This is a genomic window from Serratia sp. B501 (genome assembly GCF_051172315.1).
GTDB lineage: Bacteria > Pseudomonadota > Gammaproteobacteria > Enterobacterales > Enterobacteriaceae > Serratia > Serratia ureilytica.
The window spans coordinates 317,190-335,499 of the sequence record NZ_JBPIZB010000001.1; the positions used below are offsets into that span (position 1 = coordinate 317,190).

Annotated in this window: 20 protein-coding genes and 1 pseudogene; 13 read left to right on the forward strand and 8 right to left on the reverse strand. The window is 59.1% G+C overall.

Going from position 1 to position 18,310, the window contains the following annotated elements; genetic code table 11:
• The first annotated feature begins 130 nt into the window (after nt 1-130).
• Both ACSBQV_RS01735 and ACSBQV_RS01740 read left to right on the forward strand, forming a co-directional pair.
• Entirely contained in the window at nt 131-1,054 is a 924-nt protein-coding gene (locus tag ACSBQV_RS01735; RefSeq protein WP_069100050.1) for a TIM barrel protein, read from the forward strand.
• A 14-nt stretch (nt 1,055-1,068) separates the two neighbouring features.
• Nucleotides 1,069-2,241 (forward strand): Gfo/Idh/MocA family protein, encoded by a 1,173-nt coding sequence (locus ACSBQV_RS01740; RefSeq protein ID WP_033652084.1) that lies wholly within the window; start codon nt 1,069-1,071, stop codon nt 2,239-2,241.
• A gap of 13 nt (nt 2,242-2,254) precedes the next feature.
• On the opposite strand, the gene ACSBQV_RS01745 is transcribed toward ACSBQV_RS01740, so the two are convergent.
• Nucleotides 2,255-2,605, reverse strand: coding sequence for a GFA family protein (locus ACSBQV_RS01745; RefSeq protein WP_099782306.1), 351 nt, complete (start codon nt 2,603-2,605; stop codon nt 2,255-2,257).
• A 141-nt stretch (nt 2,606-2,746) separates the two neighbouring features.
• Here ACSBQV_RS01745 and ACSBQV_RS01750 point away from each other — a divergent pair, with 141 nt between their 5' ends.
• Together ACSBQV_RS01750 and ACSBQV_RS01755 are read left to right on the forward strand one after the other, a co-directional pair.
• Nucleotides 2,747-2,956, forward strand: coding sequence for a hypothetical protein (locus tag ACSBQV_RS01750; RefSeq protein WP_004941260.1), 210 nt, complete (start codon nt 2,747-2,749; stop codon nt 2,954-2,956).
• A 204-nt stretch (nt 2,957-3,160) separates the two neighbouring features.
• A complete protein-coding gene (locus ACSBQV_RS01755; protein ID WP_033642796.1) occupies nt 3,161-3,805 on the forward strand; it encodes a Qnr family pentapeptide repeat protein in 645 nt (214 codons plus the stop codon).
• Nucleotides 3,806-3,814: 9 nt separating this feature from the next.
• Here the strand turns inward: ACSBQV_RS01755 and ACSBQV_RS01760 are convergent, their stop codons facing one another.
• Nucleotides 3,815-4,195: a hypothetical protein gene (locus tag ACSBQV_RS01760; RefSeq protein WP_226886061.1), complete on the reverse strand. Its 381-nt coding sequence runs from the start codon at nt 4,193-4,195 to the stop codon at nt 3,815-3,817.
• 579 nt (nt 4,196-4,774) lie between these two features.
• Here ACSBQV_RS01760 and cspE point away from each other — a divergent pair.
• Nucleotides 4,775-4,987: a transcription antiterminator/RNA stability regulator CspE gene (gene cspE / locus ACSBQV_RS01765; RefSeq protein WP_004941268.1), complete on the forward strand. Its 213-nt coding sequence runs from the start codon at nt 4,775-4,777 to the stop codon at nt 4,985-4,987.
• A gap of 114 nt (nt 4,988-5,101) precedes the next feature.
• A pseudogene (locus ACSBQV_RS01770) lies at nt 5,102-5,180 on the forward strand.
• A gap of 213 nt (nt 5,181-5,393) precedes the next feature.
• On the opposite strand, the gene ACSBQV_RS01775 reads toward ACSBQV_RS01770, so the two are convergent.
• Nucleotides 5,394-6,071 carry an isochorismatase family protein gene (locus ACSBQV_RS01775; protein ID WP_016928046.1) on the reverse strand — a complete coding sequence of 226 codons (678 nt, stop codon included), beginning with the start codon at nt 6,069-6,071 and terminating at the stop codon, nt 5,394-5,396.
• A gap of 253 nt (nt 6,072-6,324) precedes the next feature.
• Between ACSBQV_RS01775 and ACSBQV_RS01780 the strand changes: the two genes are divergently transcribed.
• Together ACSBQV_RS01780 and ACSBQV_RS01785 are read left to right on the forward strand one after the other, a co-directional pair.
• Nucleotides 6,325-6,753, forward strand: a complete 429-nt coding sequence (locus tag ACSBQV_RS01780; RefSeq protein WP_033642798.1) for a universal stress protein — start codon at nt 6,325-6,327, stop codon at nt 6,751-6,753.
• 314 nt (nt 6,754-7,067) lie between these two features.
• Complete coding sequence (locus ACSBQV_RS01785) at nt 7,068-7,823, forward strand: SDR family NAD(P)-dependent oxidoreductase (protein WP_016928044.1); 756 nt, start codon at nt 7,068-7,070, stop codon at nt 7,821-7,823.
• 43 nt (nt 7,824-7,866) lie between these two features.
• Here ACSBQV_RS01785 and ACSBQV_RS01790 read toward each other — a convergent pair whose 3' ends face one another.
• Genes ACSBQV_RS01790 through puuD form a run of 4 tightly spaced genes read right to left on the reverse strand, consistent with a single transcriptional unit; the run spans nt 7,867 to nt 11,986 of the window.
• A complete protein-coding gene (locus ACSBQV_RS01790; protein WP_099782304.1) occupies nt 7,867-9,147 on the reverse strand; it encodes an NAD(P)/FAD-dependent oxidoreductase in 1,281 nt (426 codons plus the stop codon).
• Between the two features lie 11 nt (nt 9,148-9,158).
• A complete protein-coding gene (puuC, locus tag ACSBQV_RS01795) occupies nt 9,159-10,655 on the reverse strand; it encodes an aldehyde dehydrogenase PuuC (protein ID WP_099782303.1) in 1,497 nt (498 codons plus the stop codon).
• A gap of 15 nt (nt 10,656-10,670) precedes the next feature.
• Entirely contained in the window at nt 10,671-11,228 is a 558-nt protein-coding gene (gene puuR / locus ACSBQV_RS01800) for an HTH-type transcriptional regulator PuuR (RefSeq protein WP_033642801.1), read from the reverse strand.
• Nucleotides 11,225-11,986, reverse strand: coding sequence for a gamma-glutamyl-gamma-aminobutyrate hydrolase (gene puuD / locus ACSBQV_RS01805; RefSeq protein ID WP_025302552.1), 762 nt, complete (start codon nt 11,984-11,986; stop codon nt 11,225-11,227). Before puuD ends, puuR begins: the two co-directional genes overlap by 4 nt.
• A gap of 219 nt (nt 11,987-12,205) precedes the next feature.
• On the opposite strand from puuD, the gene ACSBQV_RS01810 reads away from it, so the two are divergent.
• From ACSBQV_RS01810 to ACSBQV_RS01830, 5 genes are all read left to right on the forward strand, one after another.
• Complete coding sequence (locus ACSBQV_RS01810; RefSeq protein WP_015377637.1) at nt 12,206-13,624, forward strand: glutamine synthetase family protein; 1,419 nt, start codon at nt 12,206-12,208, stop codon at nt 13,622-13,624.
• Between the two features lie 308 nt (nt 13,625-13,932).
• Nucleotides 13,933-15,303: an APC family permease gene (locus ACSBQV_RS01815; protein WP_099782302.1), complete on the forward strand. Its 1,371-nt coding sequence runs from the start codon at nt 13,933-13,935 to the stop codon at nt 15,301-15,303.
• 91 nt (nt 15,304-15,394) lie between these two features.
• Nucleotides 15,395-16,288, forward strand: coding sequence for an aromatic amino acid DMT transporter YddG (gene yddG / locus ACSBQV_RS01820; RefSeq protein WP_099782301.1), 894 nt, complete (start codon nt 15,395-15,397; stop codon nt 16,286-16,288).
• 73 nt (nt 16,289-16,361) lie between these two features.
• Nucleotides 16,362-16,634, forward strand: a complete 273-nt coding sequence (locus ACSBQV_RS01825; protein ID WP_033642807.1) for a hypothetical protein — start codon at nt 16,362-16,364, stop codon at nt 16,632-16,634.
• A gap of 362 nt (nt 16,635-16,996) precedes the next feature.
• Entirely contained in the window at nt 16,997-17,878 is an 882-nt protein-coding gene (locus ACSBQV_RS01830) for a nucleoside-specific channel-forming protein Tsx (protein ID WP_033652091.1), read from the forward strand.
• 54 nt (nt 17,879-17,932) lie between these two features.
• On the opposite strand, the gene ACSBQV_RS01835 is transcribed toward ACSBQV_RS01830, so the two are convergent.
• Nucleotides 17,933-18,112 carry a hypothetical protein gene (locus tag ACSBQV_RS01835; protein WP_033642811.1) on the reverse strand — a complete coding sequence of 60 codons (180 nt, stop codon included), beginning with the start codon at nt 18,110-18,112 and terminating at the stop codon, nt 17,933-17,935.
• Between the last annotated feature and the right edge of the window lie 198 nt (nt 18,113-18,310).

Consider the following 18,310-nt stretch of genomic DNA (forward strand, 5'->3'; position numbering starts at 1 on the left):
GATTAAAAACTATCAAGTAATTTATCAAAAATAGCGCGATCTCTATCAAAAAATAAAATTTTCATTATTGATAGTTTTGGAATTTTTGTTTGATACTGCCGGCATTCCCCGCAAAAAAGGAGCCGTCGCCATGACTTTGCCTATCGCCAATGCGCCCTGCAGTTGGGGCGTGGATGATCCGAACAACCCCCATTTGCCGCCCTATGCCACGGTTCTGCAAGAAGCGTCGGCGGCCGGCTACCGCAGCATCGAGCTGGGGCCATGGGGCTATCTGCCGACGCAGAGCGAGGCGCTGTGCGCCGCGCTGGAGCAGCATCGCCTGTCGCTAGTGGCCGGCACGATTTTTGACGATCTGGTCAGCGAGGCGAACATTGAGCGCCTGCTGGCCCTGACTCATCGGATATGCCGCAACCTCTCGCGGGCGCCCAGGGCGGAGCCGACCGAGGGCGATCGCGCCGCGCCGCCGTTCTTGGTGATTATCGATTTCGGCAATCCGCAACGCGCCAGGTTCGCCGGGCGTTCAGATTTAGCGCCGCGTTTGTCGCAGGGGGAGTGGCAGAGGATGATTGGGCACATTACGCGCATCAGCGAACTGGCCTGGCGGGAATACGGTGTGCGGCCGGTGGTGCATCCGCACGCCGGCGGCTGCATCGAGTTCGCCGACGAAATCGACCGGTTGGCGGCGGACATTCCGCATCACACCGCCGGATTGTGCCTGGATACCGGCCATCTGTATTACGCCGGGCTGGACCCGGCTGCCTGGCTGAGCAAGCACTTTGATCGTCTCGATTATCTGCACTTCAAAGACGTCGATCCGCAGGTGTTCCGCGAGGTGCTGGCGCGCGGCGTCGATTTTTTCACCGCCTGCGCCGAGGGTGTCATGTGCCCGTTGGGCAGCGGGGCGATCGATTATCCGCAGCTGCGCGCGCTGTTGGCCGAGCGCGGATACCGGGGCTGGATCACTATCGAGCAGGAACGCGATCCGCGCAATGTGCAGGGCAGCCTGCAGGACGTCACCGCCAGCTTGCGCTACTTGCGCGGCCTCGGCTTTTAATCAGGAGAAACACGATGATCAACGGCAGCAAACCTTTGGCGAGATCGTTGCGCTGGGGCATGGTCGGCGGCGGCGGCACCAGCCAGATCGGTTACATCCATCGTTCGGCGGCCTTGCGCGACGGTGCGTTTACTCTGTTGGCCGGCGCGTTCGACATTGACGCCGAACGCGGGCGTGATTTTGGCCGGAGTCTGGGCGTGGCGGCGGAGCGCTGTTATGCGGATTATGCCGAGATGTTTCGTGCCGAAGCCGCGCGGGCGGACGGCATCGAAGCGGTCTCGATCGCCACGCCGAACAACACCCATTACGCCATTTGCCGGGCGGCGCTGGAGGCGGGATTGCACGTGGTATGCGAGAAGCCGCTGTGTTTCAGCGTCGAAGAGGCGCAGGCGCTGGCGGCGCTGTGCGAGCGGCAGCGCAAAGTCATCGGCGTGACCTACGGCTATGCCGGGCACCAGATGATTTTGCAGGCGCGGCAGATGATTGCCGATGGCCGGCTGGGGGAAATTCGGCTGGTGAATATGCAGTTCGCCCACGGCTTTCACGCCGCGCCGGTGGAGCAGGATAATCCCAGCACTCGCTGGCGGGTCGATCCGCGCTTTGTCGGCCCCAGCTATGTGCTGGGCGATCTGGCGACCCACACGCTGTTCCTGGCGGAAACCATGGCGCCGCAGCTGAAGATCCGGCGGCTGCTCTGCAGTCGACAAAGCTTTGTGCCGTCGCGCGCGCCGTTGGAGGACAACGCCTATGTGCTGATGGAGTATCACAACGGCGCCATCGGCTCCGTGTGGGCTTCGGCGGTCAACTGCGGTTCGATGCACGGCCAAAAGGTGCGCATTGTCGGTGAAAAGGCCAGCCTGGAGTGGTGGGATGAACAACCCAATCAGCTGCGCTTCGAAGTGCAGGGCGAGCCGGTGCGGATCCTGGAGCGCGGCATGCCGTATCTCGCCGCGTCGGCGCTGGCGGACGATCGCATCGGCGGCGGCCATGCGGAGGGGCTGTTTGAAGCCTGGTCGAATCTCTACCGCCGCTTCGCGCTGGCGATGGACGCCACCGATCGGCGCGACGCAGCCTTCCTGGCCGACTTCTGGTACCCGGACGTGCAGGCCGGCGCGCTGGGTGTGAAGTGGGTGGCGCGCTGCGTGCAATCCGCCGAAACCGACGCCGGCTGGGTCGCCTTCGACTGAGCGAGCGATTCGCTCAGACGCTGGCCCCGTCGTAGCGGTGGATCTGTAACGCATCCAGCGCGACGTCCGGCACGCAACGCAGGTTAACGGCGCACATCGCGGCGCCGTCCGGCGCGGTGCCGTAGGCGAAGGGCTGGGCTCCGCAGACTCGGCAGAACTGATGGCGGATCCTGTGGTGATTGAAAGTGTAGGTGCTGAGCTGGTCCTGACCGCTGTTGAGCGTGAAAGCGCTGATGGGGAAGAACGACAGCAGCAGCCCTTTGCGGCGGCAAATCGAACAGTTGCAGCTGAGGGCTTCGGTCGGCAGTTCGGCGTCCACGGTAAAGGTGACGGCGCCGCAGTGGCAGCTTCCCTGGAATGACATGGCGATGATCCTGTAACAGGGGAGAGTGTTTGCCCAGTATAGTGCAATTTATCGTCACTCGGCCGCGCCGGGCGCGGTTTCCTTAATAAATGCGCGGTTTTCTGGTAGGTTAAGGTTTAACGTCATCAAAAGGAGATCGCGATGTTAGAGCATTACTATCCGGCAAACATGGGCGCCGAACCGGTCACGGACGAACAGCACAAGCGGCTGGTGGCGGTGCAGGCGGCACTGGAGCTTATCAAGGCTACGCTGTCAGACACCAACGATGGCAACGGCGTGGATTTCCAGCTGAAGGCGGCGGAGAAGCACATCGGCCCGATGGCCGACGCTATTCAGGAAGCCCTGAAGTAACGGTTCGCCGTCACGTCAACCGCCCGTATCGGGCGGTTTTTTTTTGCGCCGATTACTGCGGTCTTTTACGACGCCAGCGGCTCAAGCCATCATCAGGTGCTCGTTCATATTCCGCTCTCGCGCCTTTGCTCGACGGCGGTTGCCAACCGCGCCGGAATAGGATTAAATGCCGCACTGACTGTATAAATAAACAGGGGTGTTACAATGAGCCTGGCGCTGAAGGGTGAGAAGATCGCGCGTAACCGCTTTACCGGCGAAAAAATTGAAAACGGCAGCTTTATGCTGTGTGATTTTTCGGGCGCCGATCTGACCGGCACCGAATTTATCGGCTGTCAATTTTACGATCGCGAGAGCCGACAGGGCGGTAACTTCAGCCGCGCGATCCTGAAAGACGCGAGTTTTAGAAGCTGCGATTTATCGATGGCCGATTTCCGCCACGTTGACGCATTGGGGTTGGAGATCCGCGAATGTCGCGCGCAGGGAGCAGATTTTCGCGGCGCCAGCTTTATGAATATGATCACCAGCCGCACCTGGTTTTGCAGCGCCTATATCACCAAGAGCAACCTGAGCTACGCCAATTTTGCCAAAGTGGTGTTGGAGAAATGCGAGCTGTGGGAAAACCGTTGGCACGGCGCGCAGGTGCTCGGCGCCAGTTTCAGCGGCTCCGATCTGTCCGGCGGCGAATTCTCCGGTTTTGACTGGCGCGCCGCCGATGTCACCCAGTGCGATCTGAGCAACGCGGAACTGGGCGAGTTGGATTTGCGCACCACCGATCTGCAGGGCGTTAAAATGGACAGTCACCAGGCCGCTCAACTGCTGGAGCGGCTGGGGATCGCAATCATCGGCTGAAGGGGAGGGTTAGCGCGATGGTTGGGCAAATAAGCGATTGAACGCTTGATCCGCGTCCACGGGAATGCGGCGTTGCATTACCGGGATAGTGAAACGCGGATCGCGCACAAAGTGCCGAGCTTGCTCGTTGAGCGGCACGACGGCGATCGCCAGATTGTCGTTAGCCTGCATGACGCCTTCCTGCTCGAACAAGGCGAATACCGGCGCGTCGCGCGCGTTGCCCAATGAGCAAGCCGAAATCCAATAATCGCCGTCTTGGGCAAATTTGCACTGCGCCGCTTGCGGGCCAATCGCGCTGATTTGTTTGGCTATCAAGGCGTTCGCGTTTTCCACATAGCTTGGCGGTGCCGGCTGGCAGCCCGCCAAACTGAGCGTCAGCGCCGTCAGCATCAGTGTTCTTTTGCCCATCATAGCCATCCTTGAGGTCATTTCCTGTAAAGTAAAATAATTATCCTAACAACGATAATGCGCCAGTGTCGAGAACAGATTGATTTATTAAGCTTTTATTTCTCTTTCATGACGATAAAGCGGTTTTCTTCAGTGTTATAGCAGGGAGTAGTTTCGCGTGAAGGGAAGAGCAGAACGCGGAATCGGCGGCTGTTTGCGCGTTCATGATCGGCCCCGGCGTGGCGAGTCCAATCGTTCGTTATTTTTCACCCCGAACGCCGCGCCGAAAACCCTGAGCTGGCGGCAGATGTAGGCGGTGCTTTGCGGTAATAAATTTATGAGGCAGATGAATATAATTTAAAATATATCTTGCTTAAATAATTTAGCTGTGTGTAAATAGCGTCATCGGTTTGTAGTACAGACCTTATGAAAGCAGTTTTAGTAAAGCAGTTCTCAGTATTAGCGATATCCCTCAGATACCTCTTCTTCCGCGAATTCTCTTCTCTAGTGCCCCATAAGTTTCCAATAAAAACAGACCTCTATCGCCCTATGGCGTCGCAAAAATATAAAGGAAATATCTCTATGTCCAATAAAATGACTGGTTTGGTAAAATGGTTTGATGCAGGTAAAGGCTTTGGCTTTATCACCCCGGCAGACGGCGGCAAAGATGTGTTCGTACACTTCTCCGCTATCCAGAGCAACGATTTCAAAACGCTGGACGAAGGCCAACAGGTTGAGTTCACTATAGAAAATGGCATGAAGGGGCCTTCTGCCGGCAACGTGGTCGCGTTATAATTTTCGGCCGAGGTGCAATTTCTTACGACAGCGATGATGGTTTAAGCCGGAGCAGTTAAGCAATGAAATCCTCAGCCTGAATAAACTCCGGGTTCGCCCGGAGTCTTTCTCGATACGTCATTAGCTCAGCAGGAAGAGCGGCAGCGAAATTATTCGTTGGCGGACTGGGGTTCGATTCCTCGATGACGTTCCAATAATTAATGATTATTGGCAACAGAAAAACAGATTGCCGCAGAATTAATAACGCCGCGTTTCAGTCTATTTTTCTGTTGTGAAAAAGTCGCGCTTAGGCTGCGTAATGTTGGAGTGTGGGATGGACGCTTACGCCATAACATGACAGCCGGGAAAGTCACCGGCACACGATTAATAGCCCCGGCCTTGGCCGGGGTTTTTTATACCCGCGATCTTAACGCTGCGAGTCTAGCAGTTCGTTATTTTTCACCACGTCCTGCGCCTTGAGGTAGCTCTCGATCAGCAGCTGATAGGCCGGGAAGATTTTGGTGTAGACCTCGGCCCACTGCTGAGCGTCGGCGCGGTTCCAGCTGCCCTGCAGCTCGGAGGCGACGCCGGCGGTGTCGATCGGCACCACGCCCGCCTGTACCACGCGCGCCAGGGTAATTTCCTGCGCCATTTTCGAGTAGGTGCCGGAGGCGTCGATCACCGCGAAGACCTTATAGCCTTCGGCCACCGCGCTGATGGACGGAAAGGCCATGCAGACGCTGGTGATGGTGCCGGCGATGATCAGGGTTTTGCGGCCGGTGGCTTTGACCGCCGCCACGAAGTCCGGGTTGTCCCAGGCGTTGATTTCCCCTTTACGGGCGACGTATTGCGCGTGCGGCGCATTCTGGTGAATTTCCGGGATCAGCGGGCCGTTGGGGCCCTGCGGCACCGAGGCGGTGGTGATCACCGGCAGTTTGCTGAGGGTGGCGATGCTGGCGAGAGCGGCGGCGCGAGCGCGCAGTTCGGTCATCGGCATATCGGCGACGGTCTGAAACAGACCGCTTTGGTGGTCAATCAGGAGCATGACCGCGTCATTAGCATCAATAACAGGACGCTGGCCGTTGAAGTTGGCTGGAGTGCTCATGGTGTTTTCCTTTTCTCGTCGTGAGGTCAGTGGGTATCTTCTTTGATTGATAAGGCTGAAACTCAGCACTTGCCTACAGTGTAGAGAGAGGAGAGAAATCCGGTAGAGCCTAAAGCCGGGATGCATCGTTCCATTAATAGAACGACACTGCAGCAGGCGAGGGGGCCGGCGCTGGGCTAAACTTAAGGTGCATGAGAAACATGCGGCAAGGAACGCCATCCTGTTCATGGGTTTGAAGCGGAGGGCCGCCGTCATGGCTTATCAGCATATCGTTGTCGCCACGGATCTCAGCGAAGACGCCGAGTTCCTGTTGGGCAAGGGCGCCAGGTTGGCCGCCGCGCTCCAGGCCAAACTTTCACTGATTTATATCGATATTCACCGCGCCGGTTATTATGTCGATCTGGGCGTGGGAGATTACAACTACACCGATCGCACGTTTTCGGAGCGGGTGAAGAATATGCTCAATGCGATCAAAGGGCAGTCTTCCTATCCGGTGGAAGAGGTGATCGTCAGTCGTGGCGCGTTGACGGAAGAGCTGAATCGGGTGGCGAAGGAAAAAGGGTTCGATCTGGTGATCTTCGGCCATCACCACGATGTCTGGAGCCGGCTGGTTTCTTCGGCGCGTCAGGCGATCAATGAGTTGAACGTCGATCTGCTGGTGATCCCCATCGAGAAAAAATAGTCGCGGCCGCCGGCGGGCGGCTGCTTTTTTCATTCGCATCGCTTATCTCTGAGCGGCCATAACCGTCTATCCGCAATAATCCCGCTTGCTGACAATCCGCCAGGAAAATAGTGACTGGCCGCAATTTTATTATCTCCATCAATATGTTGGCCAAAATCCGATAAAGATTAACCCAGCGCATTGAAATGACTCGCATACCTCCTTTTGGTTAATAAACCGCACGTTTTGACTGGCTCTCAGGGAGCCTGCGTCTTATCCTCGGGGCAATGAGATTTGTATGACTTATATAAATGCGTTTACATGGAGGAGGTCTCATGCGTTTTGACAATAAAGTCGTGGTTATCACCGGTGCGGGCAATGGCATGGGGGAAGCGGCGGCGCGGCGTTTCTCCGCCGAGGGCGCCATTGTGGTGCTGGCCGACTGGGCCAAGGAAGCGGTAGACAAGGTCGCCGCTTCGCTGCCGAAGGGCCGCGCGATGGCGGTGCATATCGACGTTTCCGATCACGTGGCGGTTGAAAAAATGATGAACGAGGTGGCGGAAAAACTGGGCCGCATCGACGTCCTGCTGAACAACGCCGGCGTACACGTGGCGGGCAGCGTGCTGGAAACCAGCATCGACGACTGGCGTCGCATCGCCGGGGTCGATATCGACGGCGTGGTGTTCTGTTCCAAATTCGCCTTGCCGCACTTGCTGAAAACCAAAGGCTGCATCGTCAATACCGCATCGGTGTCCGGCCTGGGCGGTGACTGGGGCGCGGCCTATTACTGCGCGGCGAAAGGCGCGGTGGTTAACCTGACGCGCGCCATGGCGCTGGATCACGGCGGTGACGGCGTGCGCATCAACTCGGTCTGCCCGAGCCTGGTCAAAACCAACATGACCAACGGCTGGCCGCAGGAGATCCGCGACAAGTTCAATGAGCGCATCGCGCTGGGGCGTGCGGCGGAGCCGGAAGAAGTGGCGGCGGTGATGGCGTTTCTGGCCAGCGACGACGCCAGCTTTATCAATGGCGCCAACATTCCGGTCGATGGCGGGGCGACCGCCTCGGACGGCCAACCGAAGATCGTCTAAGCGTTAATGCGCAGACCCGGCCATCATGACCGGGCCTGTTGTTTTAGACGCCGATGCGATCGCGCAGCGTGTAGTAGGCCGCGCCGATGGCGGTGAACGGGATCTGCAGATTGCGTCCGCCGAAGAACGGCAGGTGCGGCAGCTTGGCGAAGGCGTCGAAGCGTTCGGCGTCGCCGCGCATCAGCTCGGCGATCAGCTTGCCCGCCAGATGGGTACAGGTCACGCCGTGGCCGCTGTATCCCTGCATGTAGTACACGTTATTTTCCAGCCGGCCGAACTGCGGCATGCGCGACAGCGTCAGCAGGAAGTTGCCGGTCCAGCGATAGTCGATACGCACGCTTTTCAACTGCGGGAAGGTCTTCAGCAGCTTCGGCCGGATCAGGTTATCGATGTCGTCCGGATCGCGCGCGCCGTATACCACGCCGCCGCCGTACAGCAGACGATGATCGGCGGTGATGCGGTAGTAATCCAGCAGGTAGTTGCAGTCCTCCACGCAGTAATTCTGCGGGATCAGCGCCTGCGCTATCTCCGGCGCCAGCGGTTCGGTGGTCACCACCTGGGTACCGCACGGCATGCTGCGCTTGGCCAGCCGCGGCTCCAGCTTATCGCCCAGATAGGCGTTGCCGGCGACGATGACGAAGCGCGCCTTCACCTGGCCATTGGCGGTGCTGATGAGCGCCGGTTCGCCGTGGCGAATGTTCGTCACCGCCGATTGCTCGAAGATGCGCCCGCCCTGCAGGCGAATCGCCTCGGCCTCGCCCAGCGCCAGATTGAGCGGATGGATGTGGCCGCCGCTGTGATCGAGCAGCGCGCCGACGTAACGATCGCTGGCGATCTCCTGGCGCACCCGATCCGCGTCGAGCAGCTCAAGCTGGGTATTGCCGTAGCGCTCCCAGTTGCGTTTTTGCTCGATCAGCGCATGGAACTGCTTGTTGTTCAGGGCGGCGAAGATGCCGCCGGGGCGGTAGTCGCAGTCGATGGCGTAGCGGCTGATGCGGCTGCGAATGATCTCCGCGCCTTCGAACATCATGCTGCCGAGCAGGCGGGCGCTTTCCGCGCCGTAACGCTCTTCAATCACATCGATGTCGCGGCTGTAAGAGTTGACCAACTGGCCGCCGTTGCGGCCGCTGGCGCCGAAACCGATGCGCGCCGCTTCCAACACCACCACGTTGTAACCGGCTTCCACCAGGAACAGCGCGGAGGAGAGGCCGGTATAGCCGCCGCCGATCACGCAGACGTCGCATTCGATCGATTCATTCAGTTGCGGATAGGGCTGATGTGTGTTGGCCGTGGCCGCATAATAGCTTTTTACGTGTTCAGTCATGATGTAAGCCCTTATTCCAGCGAGATCCAGGTGGTTTTCAATTCGGTGAATTTGTCCAGCGCATGCAGCGATTTGTCGCGGCCGTTGCCGCTTTGCTTGTAACCGCCGAACGGCACGGTCATGTCGCCGTCGTTGTAGTTGTTGACGAACACCGTACCGGCCTTCAGTTGGCGCGCCATGCGGTGCGCGCGCGCCAGATCGCGGGTCCAGACCGCGGCACCGAGGCCGTAGTCGCTGTCGTTGGCCAGCTGCAGCGCCTGTTGCTCGTCGTCGAACGCCGTCACCGCCAGCACCGGGCCGAAGATTTCATCGCGCGCCACGCTCATGGCATTGTCCACCCGGGTGAGGATGGTCGGCCCCAGATAGCCGGCGTGGTCGCCCTGCGGATGGTCGCGCCCGTCGAGGAACAGCGCGGCGCCCTGGCTCAGCCCCCGATCGATATAGCCGGCCACTTTCTCGCAGTGGCCGCTGTCGATCAGCGTGCCCATCACCGTGTCGGGATCGAGCGGATCGCCGGGCACGAAAGCTGCCGCGTATTTGCGCAGCGCCTGCAGGAACGCTTGCTCAATGCTCGCTTCGACCAGCAGGCGAGTGCCGGCGATGCACACCTGCCCCTGATTGTAGAAGATGCCGGCGGCGGCGCTGCGGGCGGCCTGATCCAGATCCGGGCAGTCGGCGAAGACGATGTTGGCGCTTTTGCCGCCGGCCTCCAGCCAGACACGCTTCATGTTCGATTCGCCGGCGTAAATCATCAGCTGTTTCGCCACCAGCGTAGAGCCGGTAAAGGTGAGGGCGTCGACGTCGCGGTGCAGCGCCAGCGCCTTGCCGGCGTCGTGGCCGTAGCCGGGCACCACGTTCAGCACGCCGTCCGGCAGCCCGGCCTGTTGCGCCAGTTTGCCGAGCAGGATGGCGCTCAGCGGCGACTTTTCGGAGGGTTTGAGCACCACGCTGTTGCCGGCGGCCAGCGCCGGGCCGAGCTTCCAGCAGGCCAGCAGCAACGGGAAGTTCCAGGGCACGATGGCGCCGACCACGCCGATCGGCTCGCGTTCGATCAGCGCCAGCGCCTCGCGACCGGTGGGGGCGATTTCGCCGTACACCTTATCGATCGCTTCGGCGTACCAGCGGATGCAGCGGATAGCGCCCGGCACGTCGTCGCGCAGGCTGTGACGAATCGGTTTGCCGGTGTCCAGCGTTTCCAGCAGCGCCAGCTCTTCGTGATGCTGTTCCATCAGCTCGGCGAAGCGCAGCAGCGTGGCTTTGCGCTGCGCCGGCGCGGCCTGGGCCCAGTCGCCGCGTTCAAAGGCGGCGCGCGCCGCGCTGACCGCCCGATCGATGTCGGCGGCTTCGCCGCGCGCGACCTGCGCCAGCTCACGGCGACCGGCGGGATCTTCGACGGCGAAACGTTTCCCCGCGGCGGCCGGCTGGTAACGGCCGTCGATAAACAGCTGGTGCTCAATCTTCAGGGCCTGCGCCCGTTGTTGCCAATACTGCAAATGGTGAAAGTTCATGCCTGGCTCCGTTGATCAGAATGTCGTCGGCGTATGGGCGCTGATAATCCGGCAAATGCGCGCCGACGTGTTGCTGAAACTGTGGGGAATGCCGGTATTGATGGCGTAGCTCTGCCCGGCCTGCAGGTGATAGCTCTGGCCGTTGACCTGCAGCACCACTTCGCCTTCCAGCAGCGTGCCGATCTCTTCCCCTTGGTGTTTGATGCGCTCGCCGGTGGTGGTGCCCGGTTCGTAGGTCTCGATCATCATTGCCAGCGTGCGATTCGGATCGCCGTTATGGATCAGCTTCATCGATACGCCCTGGCTGCCGATCTCGATCAGGTCGTCGCTGTCTATCACGATCTGCGGCTCAGCCGGTTTTTCCGGTTCGGCGAAAAACGCCGACAGCGACAGACCGTATACCGTCAGCAGCTTTTGCAGCGTGCTGATGGCCGGGCTGACCTTGTCTTGCTCGATAGTACTGATGGCGCTGTGGGTTAACCCAGACAGTTCGGCGACCCGGCGCTGCGACAACCCCAATTGTTGACGGATCTGCGACAGACGTTTTCCCGGTGCCAAGCTGACGTCGCTCATGGGCGTTTTTCCTTTTGATAGTTCCGACAGGCGGTAATGAAACCATCAAACAACAGGCGCGACAGGGCGTACTCGTCGCTGTTCCACTCCGGGTGCCACTGCACGCCGAGCGCGAAAGGCTGATCGCGTACGCTGATCGCCTCCACCAGCCCGTCGGCGGCGTGCGCCTCGATGCGAACGCTCGCGCCCAGGGTTTTGGCGCCCTGGCCGTGCAGCGAGTTCACCCAGAATCTGTTGCAATCCGGTATCAGTTGCGAAAGCAGCCCCCCTTCCTGAACGATGACCTCGTGGGCGGGGGCGTATTGCTGTTCCAGCGGCAGGTCGTGATCTTCACGATGCTCCAGCAGCTCGGGCAGTTCATACAGGCGGCGATGCAGGGTGCCTTGAGTGGCGACCACCATTTCCTGCATGCCGCGGCAAATGGCGAAAAGGGGAATGCGCCTGTCGAATGCCTGGCGGATCAGCGCCAGGCTCAACGCGTCTCGGCCAGGATCGGCGTCAGGCTCATCGCCGTTTTCACCATAAAGGTGCGGCTGCACATTACTGGGGCTGCCGGGCAACAGAATGCCGTCGAGGCGCGGCAACAGTTCCGCCAGCATCTCAGGCTCCGCCAGCGCGTGCGGCAGGGCGATCGGTAAACCGCCGGCGGTGATAACGGCATTCAGGTACTTTTCTTGCAAGGTCTGCGTGAGGTGCCCGTTTAACCTATACCTGCACATGACGACGCCGATGACTGGTCTGTTAAATATATTGTCCATGCTATCCCCTTGGTACGTTCGAAATTATGAACGATAAGCTTCTCTACCGCCGATTTCGTTCAATATTCTATAAATCTAGCAGTCGATTGGCCAATATTCAAACCAAAAGTAACACTTGCAAAACAAATTTGTTTCATCTACGTTTCAATTGTGGGCATTATATTGAACAAGACGGTCAATAAACATCGACGACAGCAAAACACAAACGGCGGGTGAACCATGCAGACCAACATCGTAGAAGTGGAAAACTTTGTTCAGCACAGTGAAGAGAGACGAAGTAGCGCGTTCCAGCGCGAAGTGAAGAAGTACCTGGAACGTTATCCGTTAACCCAACATGTCGACGTCCTGTTGACCGATCTGAACGGCAGCTTCCGCGGCAAACGCATCCCGGTCGGCGGCCTGAACAAACTGGAGAAGGGCTGTTACTTCCCGGCGTCGGTATTTGCGATGGATATTCTCGGCAACGTGGTGGAAGAGGCCGGGCTGGGGCAGGAGTTGGGCGAGCCGGATCACGTGTGCGTGCCGGTACCGGGCACGCTGACGCCGTCGGCGGCGGACCCGCAATATATCGCGCAGGTGCTGCTCACCATGTTGGATGAAGATGGCACTCCCTTTGACGTTGAACCGCGCAATGTGCTGAACCGAGTGTGGCAGCGTTTGCGTCAGCGCGGGCTCTCCCCCGTGGTAGCGGTAGAGTTGGAGTTCTATCTCATCGATCGTCAACGTGACGCGGAAGGCTATCTGCAGCCGCCGTGCGCGCCGGGCACGCAAGAACGCAACACCCAAAGCCAGGTGTACTCCGTCGATAACCTGAACCATTTCGCCGATGTGCTGAGCGAGATCGACGAACTGGCGCGTTTGCAGGGCATTCCGGCGGACGGCGCGGTGGCGGAGGCGTCGCCGGGGCAGTTCGAGGTCAACCTGCACCATACCGATGATGTGCTGCAGGCCTGCGACCATGCGCTGGCGCTGAAGCGCTTGGTGCGCATGGTGGCCGAGAACCACAATATGCAGGCGACCTTTATGGCCAAGCCGTATGAAGAGCACGCCGGCAGCGGCATGCACGTGCACATCAGCATGCTGAATGCGCAAGGCGACAACGTGTTCGCCGATGACGACGGCGAAGATTCGGCGCTGCTGAAACAGGCGCTGGCGGGCATGATCGCCCTGATGCCGTCTTCGATGGCGCTGCTGGCGCCGAACGTCAACGCCTACCGCCGCTTCCAGCCCGGCATGTATGTGCCGACCCAGGCCTCTTGGGGGCATAACAACCGCACCGTGGCGCTGCGCATTCCCTGCGGCGATCGCGATAACCACCGGGTGGAGTATCGCGTGGCGGGCGCCGACGCCAACCCGTATCTGGTGATGGCGACCATTCTGGCCGGCATCGTCTACGGCCTGGAAACCGCATTGCCGCTGCCTGAGCCGGTGACCGGCAACGGGCTGGAGCAGGACGGGCTGCCGTTCCCGATCCGCCAGAGCGATGCGCTGTACGAGTTCGAACATCAGCCGGTGCTCAATGCATTGTTGGGCGAACGCTTTAGCCACGTCTATCTGGCCTGCAAAACCGATGAGCTGGTGCAGTTCGAGCGCCTGATCACCGAAACCGAGATCGAGTGGATGCTGAAAAACGCCTGATCCCGCTCACCCTGCGATTACCGCGCGCGTCCGGCGCATTTCATCGGCTCTCCTGTGGCCGGCGAGGCTGCGCGCTGCGGTACAGAATTTCTTCTATCACGGCGTACAGGACGCCGACGAGGAAATAACCATGACTCAGTCATCCCCCTGCGCAGACGTTTGCCTGTGCCGCAGTGCCGACGGGCCGGTCGCCGGCCGCCCGACAGCGATCCCAACCCGTTTTTACCGCCGCCTGAGCAGCAGTTTCCCCGCGGCCTCTCTGAATGACGTTGCACGGTTGACAGCAGAGGACCAAAAGGGGAAATGCCATGACGACTAAAGCCATCGACGGCGGCCAGGCGGGCAAACCGCAGCTGCGCAAATCCCTCAAGCTGTGGCAGGTGGTGATGATGGGCCTGGCCTATCTGACGCCGATGACGGTGTTTGACACCTTCGGCATCGTCTCCGGCCTCACCGACGGCCATGTGCCGACCTCCTACCTGCTGGCGCTGGCCGGCGTGCTGTTCACCGCTATCAGCTACGGCAAACTGGTGCGCCAGTTTCCCACCGCCGGCTCTGCCTATACCTATGCGCAGAAGGCGATCAACCCGCACGTCGGTTTCCTGGTGGGGTGGTCGTCGCTGCTGGACTATCTGTTCTTGCCGATGATCAACACGCTGCTGGCCAAGATCTACCTGACCGCGCTGTTCCCGGAGGTGCCGCCCTGGGTGTGGGTGGTGGGCTTCGTGATTCTGATCACCGCCATCAACCTGAAAAGCGTCAATCTGGTGGCCAACTTCAATACCCTGTTCGTACTGGCGCAGGTGGCGATCATTTTGGTGTTCATCTATCTGGTGGTACGCGGCCTGCACAACGGCGAGGGGATGGGCACGGTGTGGAGCCTGCGGCCGTTCCTCAGCGAGAATGCGCATCTGCTGCCGATCATTACCGGCGCGACTATCCTGTGCTTCTCGTTCCTCGGCTTTGACGCAGTCACCACGCTGTGTGAAGAGACGCCCGACGCCGCCAAGGTGATCCCGCGCGCCATCTTCCTGACCGCGCTGTACGGCGGGGTGATCTTTATCAGCGTGTCGTTCTTCATTCAGCTGTTTTTCCCGTCCATTCAACGCTTTCACCAGCCCGACGCCGCGCTGCCGGAGATTGCGTTGTACGTCGGCGGCAAACTGTTCCAGTCGATCTTCCTGTGCGTGACCTTTATCAATACGCTGGCCTCCGGCCTGGCGTCGCACGCCAGCGTGTCGCGCTTGCTGTACGTGATGGGGCGCGACAACGTGTTCCCGGAGAAATTCTTCGGCTATATCCATCCCAAATGGCGCACGCCGGCGCTGAACGTGCTGATGGTCGGGCTGGTGGCGTTGTCGGCGCTGTCGTTCGATCTGGTGACCGCCACGGCGCTGATCAACTTTGGCGCGCTGGTGGCCTTTACCTTCGTTAACCTGTCGGTGATCAGCCACTTCTTTATTCGCGAAAGGCGCAACAAAAGCTGGAAGGATCGTTTCAACTTCCTGTTCCTGCCGTTGGTGGGGGCGCTGACGGTGGGCGTGCTGTGGCTGAATCTGGAGAAGAGCTCGCTGACCATGGGATTGATCTGGGCGACGCTGGGCTTCGGCTACTTGGCCTGGCTGACCCGGCGTTTTCGCCAGCCGCCGCCGCAGCTGGAGCGGCAACCGCAGCAATAAATTCACAGGCGGGAGTTTCCCGCCTTTCTTTTTGGCGCGTGCGGCAGTAGAGTGAAAAACCTGATAAAAAATAACCTATTGGACCTGCCTTATGCCCGCTTTGCCCTCGCGTACCCGCGCCACGCTGTTCGGTTTGTTGGCCATCGTGCTGTGGAGCAGCGTCGTCGGCCTGATCAGAAGCGTCAGCGAAGGGCTGGGGCCTGTCGGCGGCGCGGCGATGATCTACAGCGTCAGCGCGGCGTTCTTGCTGGTGGCGCTCGGCGTGCCGAAATGGCGCAGCTTTCCGCGGCCTTACCTGATCGTCGGCAGCCTGCTGTTCGTCAGCTACGAGATCTGCCTGTCGCTGTCGCTCGGCTACGCCAATACCCGCCTGCAGGCGATAGAAGTGGGCATGATCAACTACCTGTGGCCCTGTTTCACCGTGCTGATGGCGCTGGCGCTCAACGGCCAAAAGGCGAAATGGTGGCTGCTGCCGGGGCTGCTGCTGTCGCTGTTCGGCATCGGCTGGATCATGAGCGGCGAGGGCGGCTGGTCACCGGCGCAGATGCTGGCCAACGTGCGCAGCAATCCGCTCAGTTATACGCTGGCGTTCAGCGGCGCGGTGATCTGGGCGCTGTATTGCAACCTGACCAAGAAGATCGCCCAGGGCAGCAACGGCGTGGTGCTGTTTATCGTGCTGACCGCGCTGGCGCTGTGGCTGAAGTACGCCTTCAGCGCGGAAAGCGGCATGCAGTTCAGCGTCGGCGTGACCGTGACGCTGCTGTGCGCCGGGGTGGCGATGGGGGCGGGGTATGCCGCCTGGAACGTCGGCATTCTGCACGGCAACATGACGCTGCTGGCGACCGTCTCCTATTTTACCCCGGTGCTGTCGGCGGTGTTCGCCGCGCTGGTGCTGCACACCTCGCTGACCGTCAATTTCTGGCAGGGCGTGGCGATGGTTACCCTGGGTTCGCTGATCTGTTGGCGGGCAACTCGCGGAAATTAACGGAAATTATCCGCCATCGCCGCAATGTTGAACTAGAATTTAACTAGCCATGTTGCCTGAAGGAACGACGACAATGAGAAGTGACATTCAATTTATTCAGCAGCCTGAAATCGACGTGCATCATTATGAGCGCGGCGATACCGTGCGCCTGACCACGGCGAATTTGCGGCATGAATATCAGCTCGATGTTTATATTTTGCGCCGCGATGACAAGCTGATTTACGGTTCGGTTGTCGCGGCGGCGCCCAAAACCGATATTCCGGTCGCCAGCTGGGAGGTCAAAAACGGTGAAGAGGTGGCGTTCCGCCAGGAAAACATCGCCAAAGCGGTGCCGGCGGTAAGCTGATTTCACGTTCCGTACTTTCTCCTGATGCTGATGAAGGCCGACGCTCGCGCGTCGGCTTTTTCTTTTCCACCTCGTGATGACGCCCTGATGTCATTTGGCTTAAAAACTGCGCTAAAAAACGCGACACATGACAAAAATCACAGCGAATGTGAATTTGCATGAAACATAATTTGACAAATGTGAACGCAATCGATTACCTATTCGCGAAATGCGTAACTGGATCACAGATTCTTACAGTCAGTGGTTTCTATAATGCGCGCGTCATCCGAGTTTCTGTGTGAAGACAACGCCAGGTGTCGGCAGACTCATTGTCATCTTTTCTAAACGGGCAGGAAATGGCCCTTTAAGCATGTGGTAATAAAATGAAAAAAATAGCTCTCGCAGCAGGTGTACTGCTCGCAGCGTCTTACAGTGCATCATCAATGGCTGATAGCAAAGACAGTCAATATGTCTCCGACTGGTGGCACCAGAGCGTTAACGTGGTGGGCAGCTACCACACCCGTTTCGGGCCGCAACTGAATAACGACGTGTATCTCGAATACGAAGCCTTCGCCAAGAAAGACTGGTTCGATTTCTACGGCTACGTTGACGTGCCAAAGTTCTTCGGCGTGGGCAACACCCCGGATCGCGGCATCTGGAACAAAGGCTCCCCGCTGTTTATGGAGATTGAACCGCGCTTCTCCATCGACAAACTGACCGGCACCGACCTGAGCTTCGGCCCGTTCAAAGAGTGGTACTTCGCCAACAACTACATCTATGACCTGGGCCACAACGCCGACGGTCGTCAAAACACCTGGTACATGGGTCTGGGCACCGATATCGACACCGGCCTGCCGATGAGCCTGTCGATGAACATCTATGCCAAATACCAGTGGGAAAACTACCAGGCTGCCAACGAGAACAGCTGGGACGGCTACCGCTTCAAGGTGAAATACTTTGTGCCGCTGACCCAGGTGTGGGGCGGCAATCTGAGCTACATCGGCTTCACCAACTTCGACTTCGGTTCCGATCTGGGCAAGGACAGCCACTGGGTTGACGGCACCGGCAAACAGGTGCGCACCGGCAACTCGATCGCCTCCAGCCATATTTTGGCGCTGAACTACGATCACTGGCATTATTCTTTCGTGGCGCGTTACTTCCATAACGGCGGCCAGTGGCAGGATGGCGCGGAGATCGGCACGCCGCAGGGCCCGATCAAGTCAACCGGTTGGGGTTACTACCTGGTGGTCGGCTATAACTTCTGATTTTCCGTGTTATCAGAAACAGAAAACCCCGCCTGGCGGGGTTTTTTTTCGTCATCACTGGGCTTGTTCTACCGGGAGATGCCTCACCGGCATAAACAGCCTGCCTTTGATCACGTGACATTCATTATTTATCCAACTAATGATTTGTTCACGGCTGACGCCTTCCGACTGCGCGTAACGATGAAGATCGCCGTTAAAGTGCCGAGTGATGTATTCCATGAGGGTCATTTGCACGTCTTTTGCTCCTGAACGCCCACCCGTTGCCAGCCTGGCCACCGCGGGAGGTTAAGGTTTCTCAGACAGCGAATGTAAATTATCGGCAACGAAATCTCAACATAAAGCACCAAATAGGGGCGACGCCGGTGGGAAAAAGAATCCCGCACGGAAAGGCGGGAAGTGTTCGATATTATCATTCTGGATGATAAGAATAAG

Bases quoted from the DNA above. Each gene is read 5' to 3' on its own strand.
- ACSBQV_RS01735 (WP_069100050.1), top strand. From the start codon at position 131: ATGACTTTGCCTATCGCCAATGCGCCCTGCAGTTGGGGCGTGGATGAT.
- ACSBQV_RS01740 (WP_033652084.1), top strand. From the start codon at position 1,069: ATGATCAACGGCAGCAAACCTTTGGCGAGATCGTTGCGCTGGGGCATG.
- ACSBQV_RS01745 (WP_099782306.1), bottom strand. From the start codon at position 2,605: ATGTCATTCCAGGGAAGCTGCCACTGCGGCGCCGTCACCTTTACCGTG.
- ACSBQV_RS01750 (WP_004941260.1), top strand. From the start codon at position 2,747: ATGTTAGAGCATTACTATCCGGCAAACATGGGCGCCGAACCGGTCACG.
- ACSBQV_RS01755 (WP_033642796.1), top strand. From the start codon at position 3,161: ATGAGCCTGGCGCTGAAGGGTGAGAAGATCGCGCGTAACCGCTTTACC.
- ACSBQV_RS01760 (WP_226886061.1), bottom strand. From the start codon at position 4,195: ATGCTGACGGCGCTGACGCTCAGTTTGGCGGGCTGCCAGCCGGCACCG.
- cspE (WP_004941268.1), top strand. From the start codon at position 4,775: ATGTCCAATAAAATGACTGGTTTGGTAAAATGGTTTGATGCAGGTAAA.
- ACSBQV_RS01775 (WP_016928046.1), bottom strand. From the start codon at position 6,071: ATGAGCACTCCAGCCAACTTCAACGGCCAGCGTCCTGTTATTGATGCT.
- ACSBQV_RS01780 (WP_033642798.1), top strand. From the start codon at position 6,325: ATGGCTTATCAGCATATCGTTGTCGCCACGGATCTCAGCGAAGACGCC.
- ACSBQV_RS01785 (WP_016928044.1), top strand. From the start codon at position 7,068: ATGCGTTTTGACAATAAAGTCGTGGTTATCACCGGTGCGGGCAATGGC.
- ACSBQV_RS01790 (WP_099782304.1), bottom strand. From the start codon at position 9,147: ATGACTGAACACGTAAAAAGCTATTATGCGGCCACGGCCAACACACAT.
- puuC (WP_099782303.1), bottom strand. From the start codon at position 10,655: ATGAACTTTCACCATTTGCAGTATTGGCAACAACGGGCGCAGGCCCTG.
- puuR (WP_033642801.1), bottom strand. From the start codon at position 11,228: ATGAGCGACGTCAGCTTGGCACCGGGAAAACGTCTGTCGCAGATCCGT.
- puuD (WP_025302552.1), bottom strand. From the start codon at position 11,986: ATGGACAATATATTTAACAGACCAGTCATCGGCGTCGTCATGTGCAGG.
- ACSBQV_RS01810 (WP_015377637.1), top strand. From the start codon at position 12,206: ATGCAGACCAACATCGTAGAAGTGGAAAACTTTGTTCAGCACAGTGAA.
- ACSBQV_RS01815 (WP_099782302.1), top strand. From the start codon at position 13,933: ATGACGACTAAAGCCATCGACGGCGGCCAGGCGGGCAAACCGCAGCTG.
- yddG (WP_099782301.1), top strand. From the start codon at position 15,395: ATGCCCGCTTTGCCCTCGCGTACCCGCGCCACGCTGTTCGGTTTGTTG.
- ACSBQV_RS01825 (WP_033642807.1), top strand. From the start codon at position 16,362: ATGAGAAGTGACATTCAATTTATTCAGCAGCCTGAAATCGACGTGCAT.
- ACSBQV_RS01830 (WP_033652091.1), top strand. From the start codon at position 16,997: ATGAAAAAAATAGCTCTCGCAGCAGGTGTACTGCTCGCAGCGTCTTAC.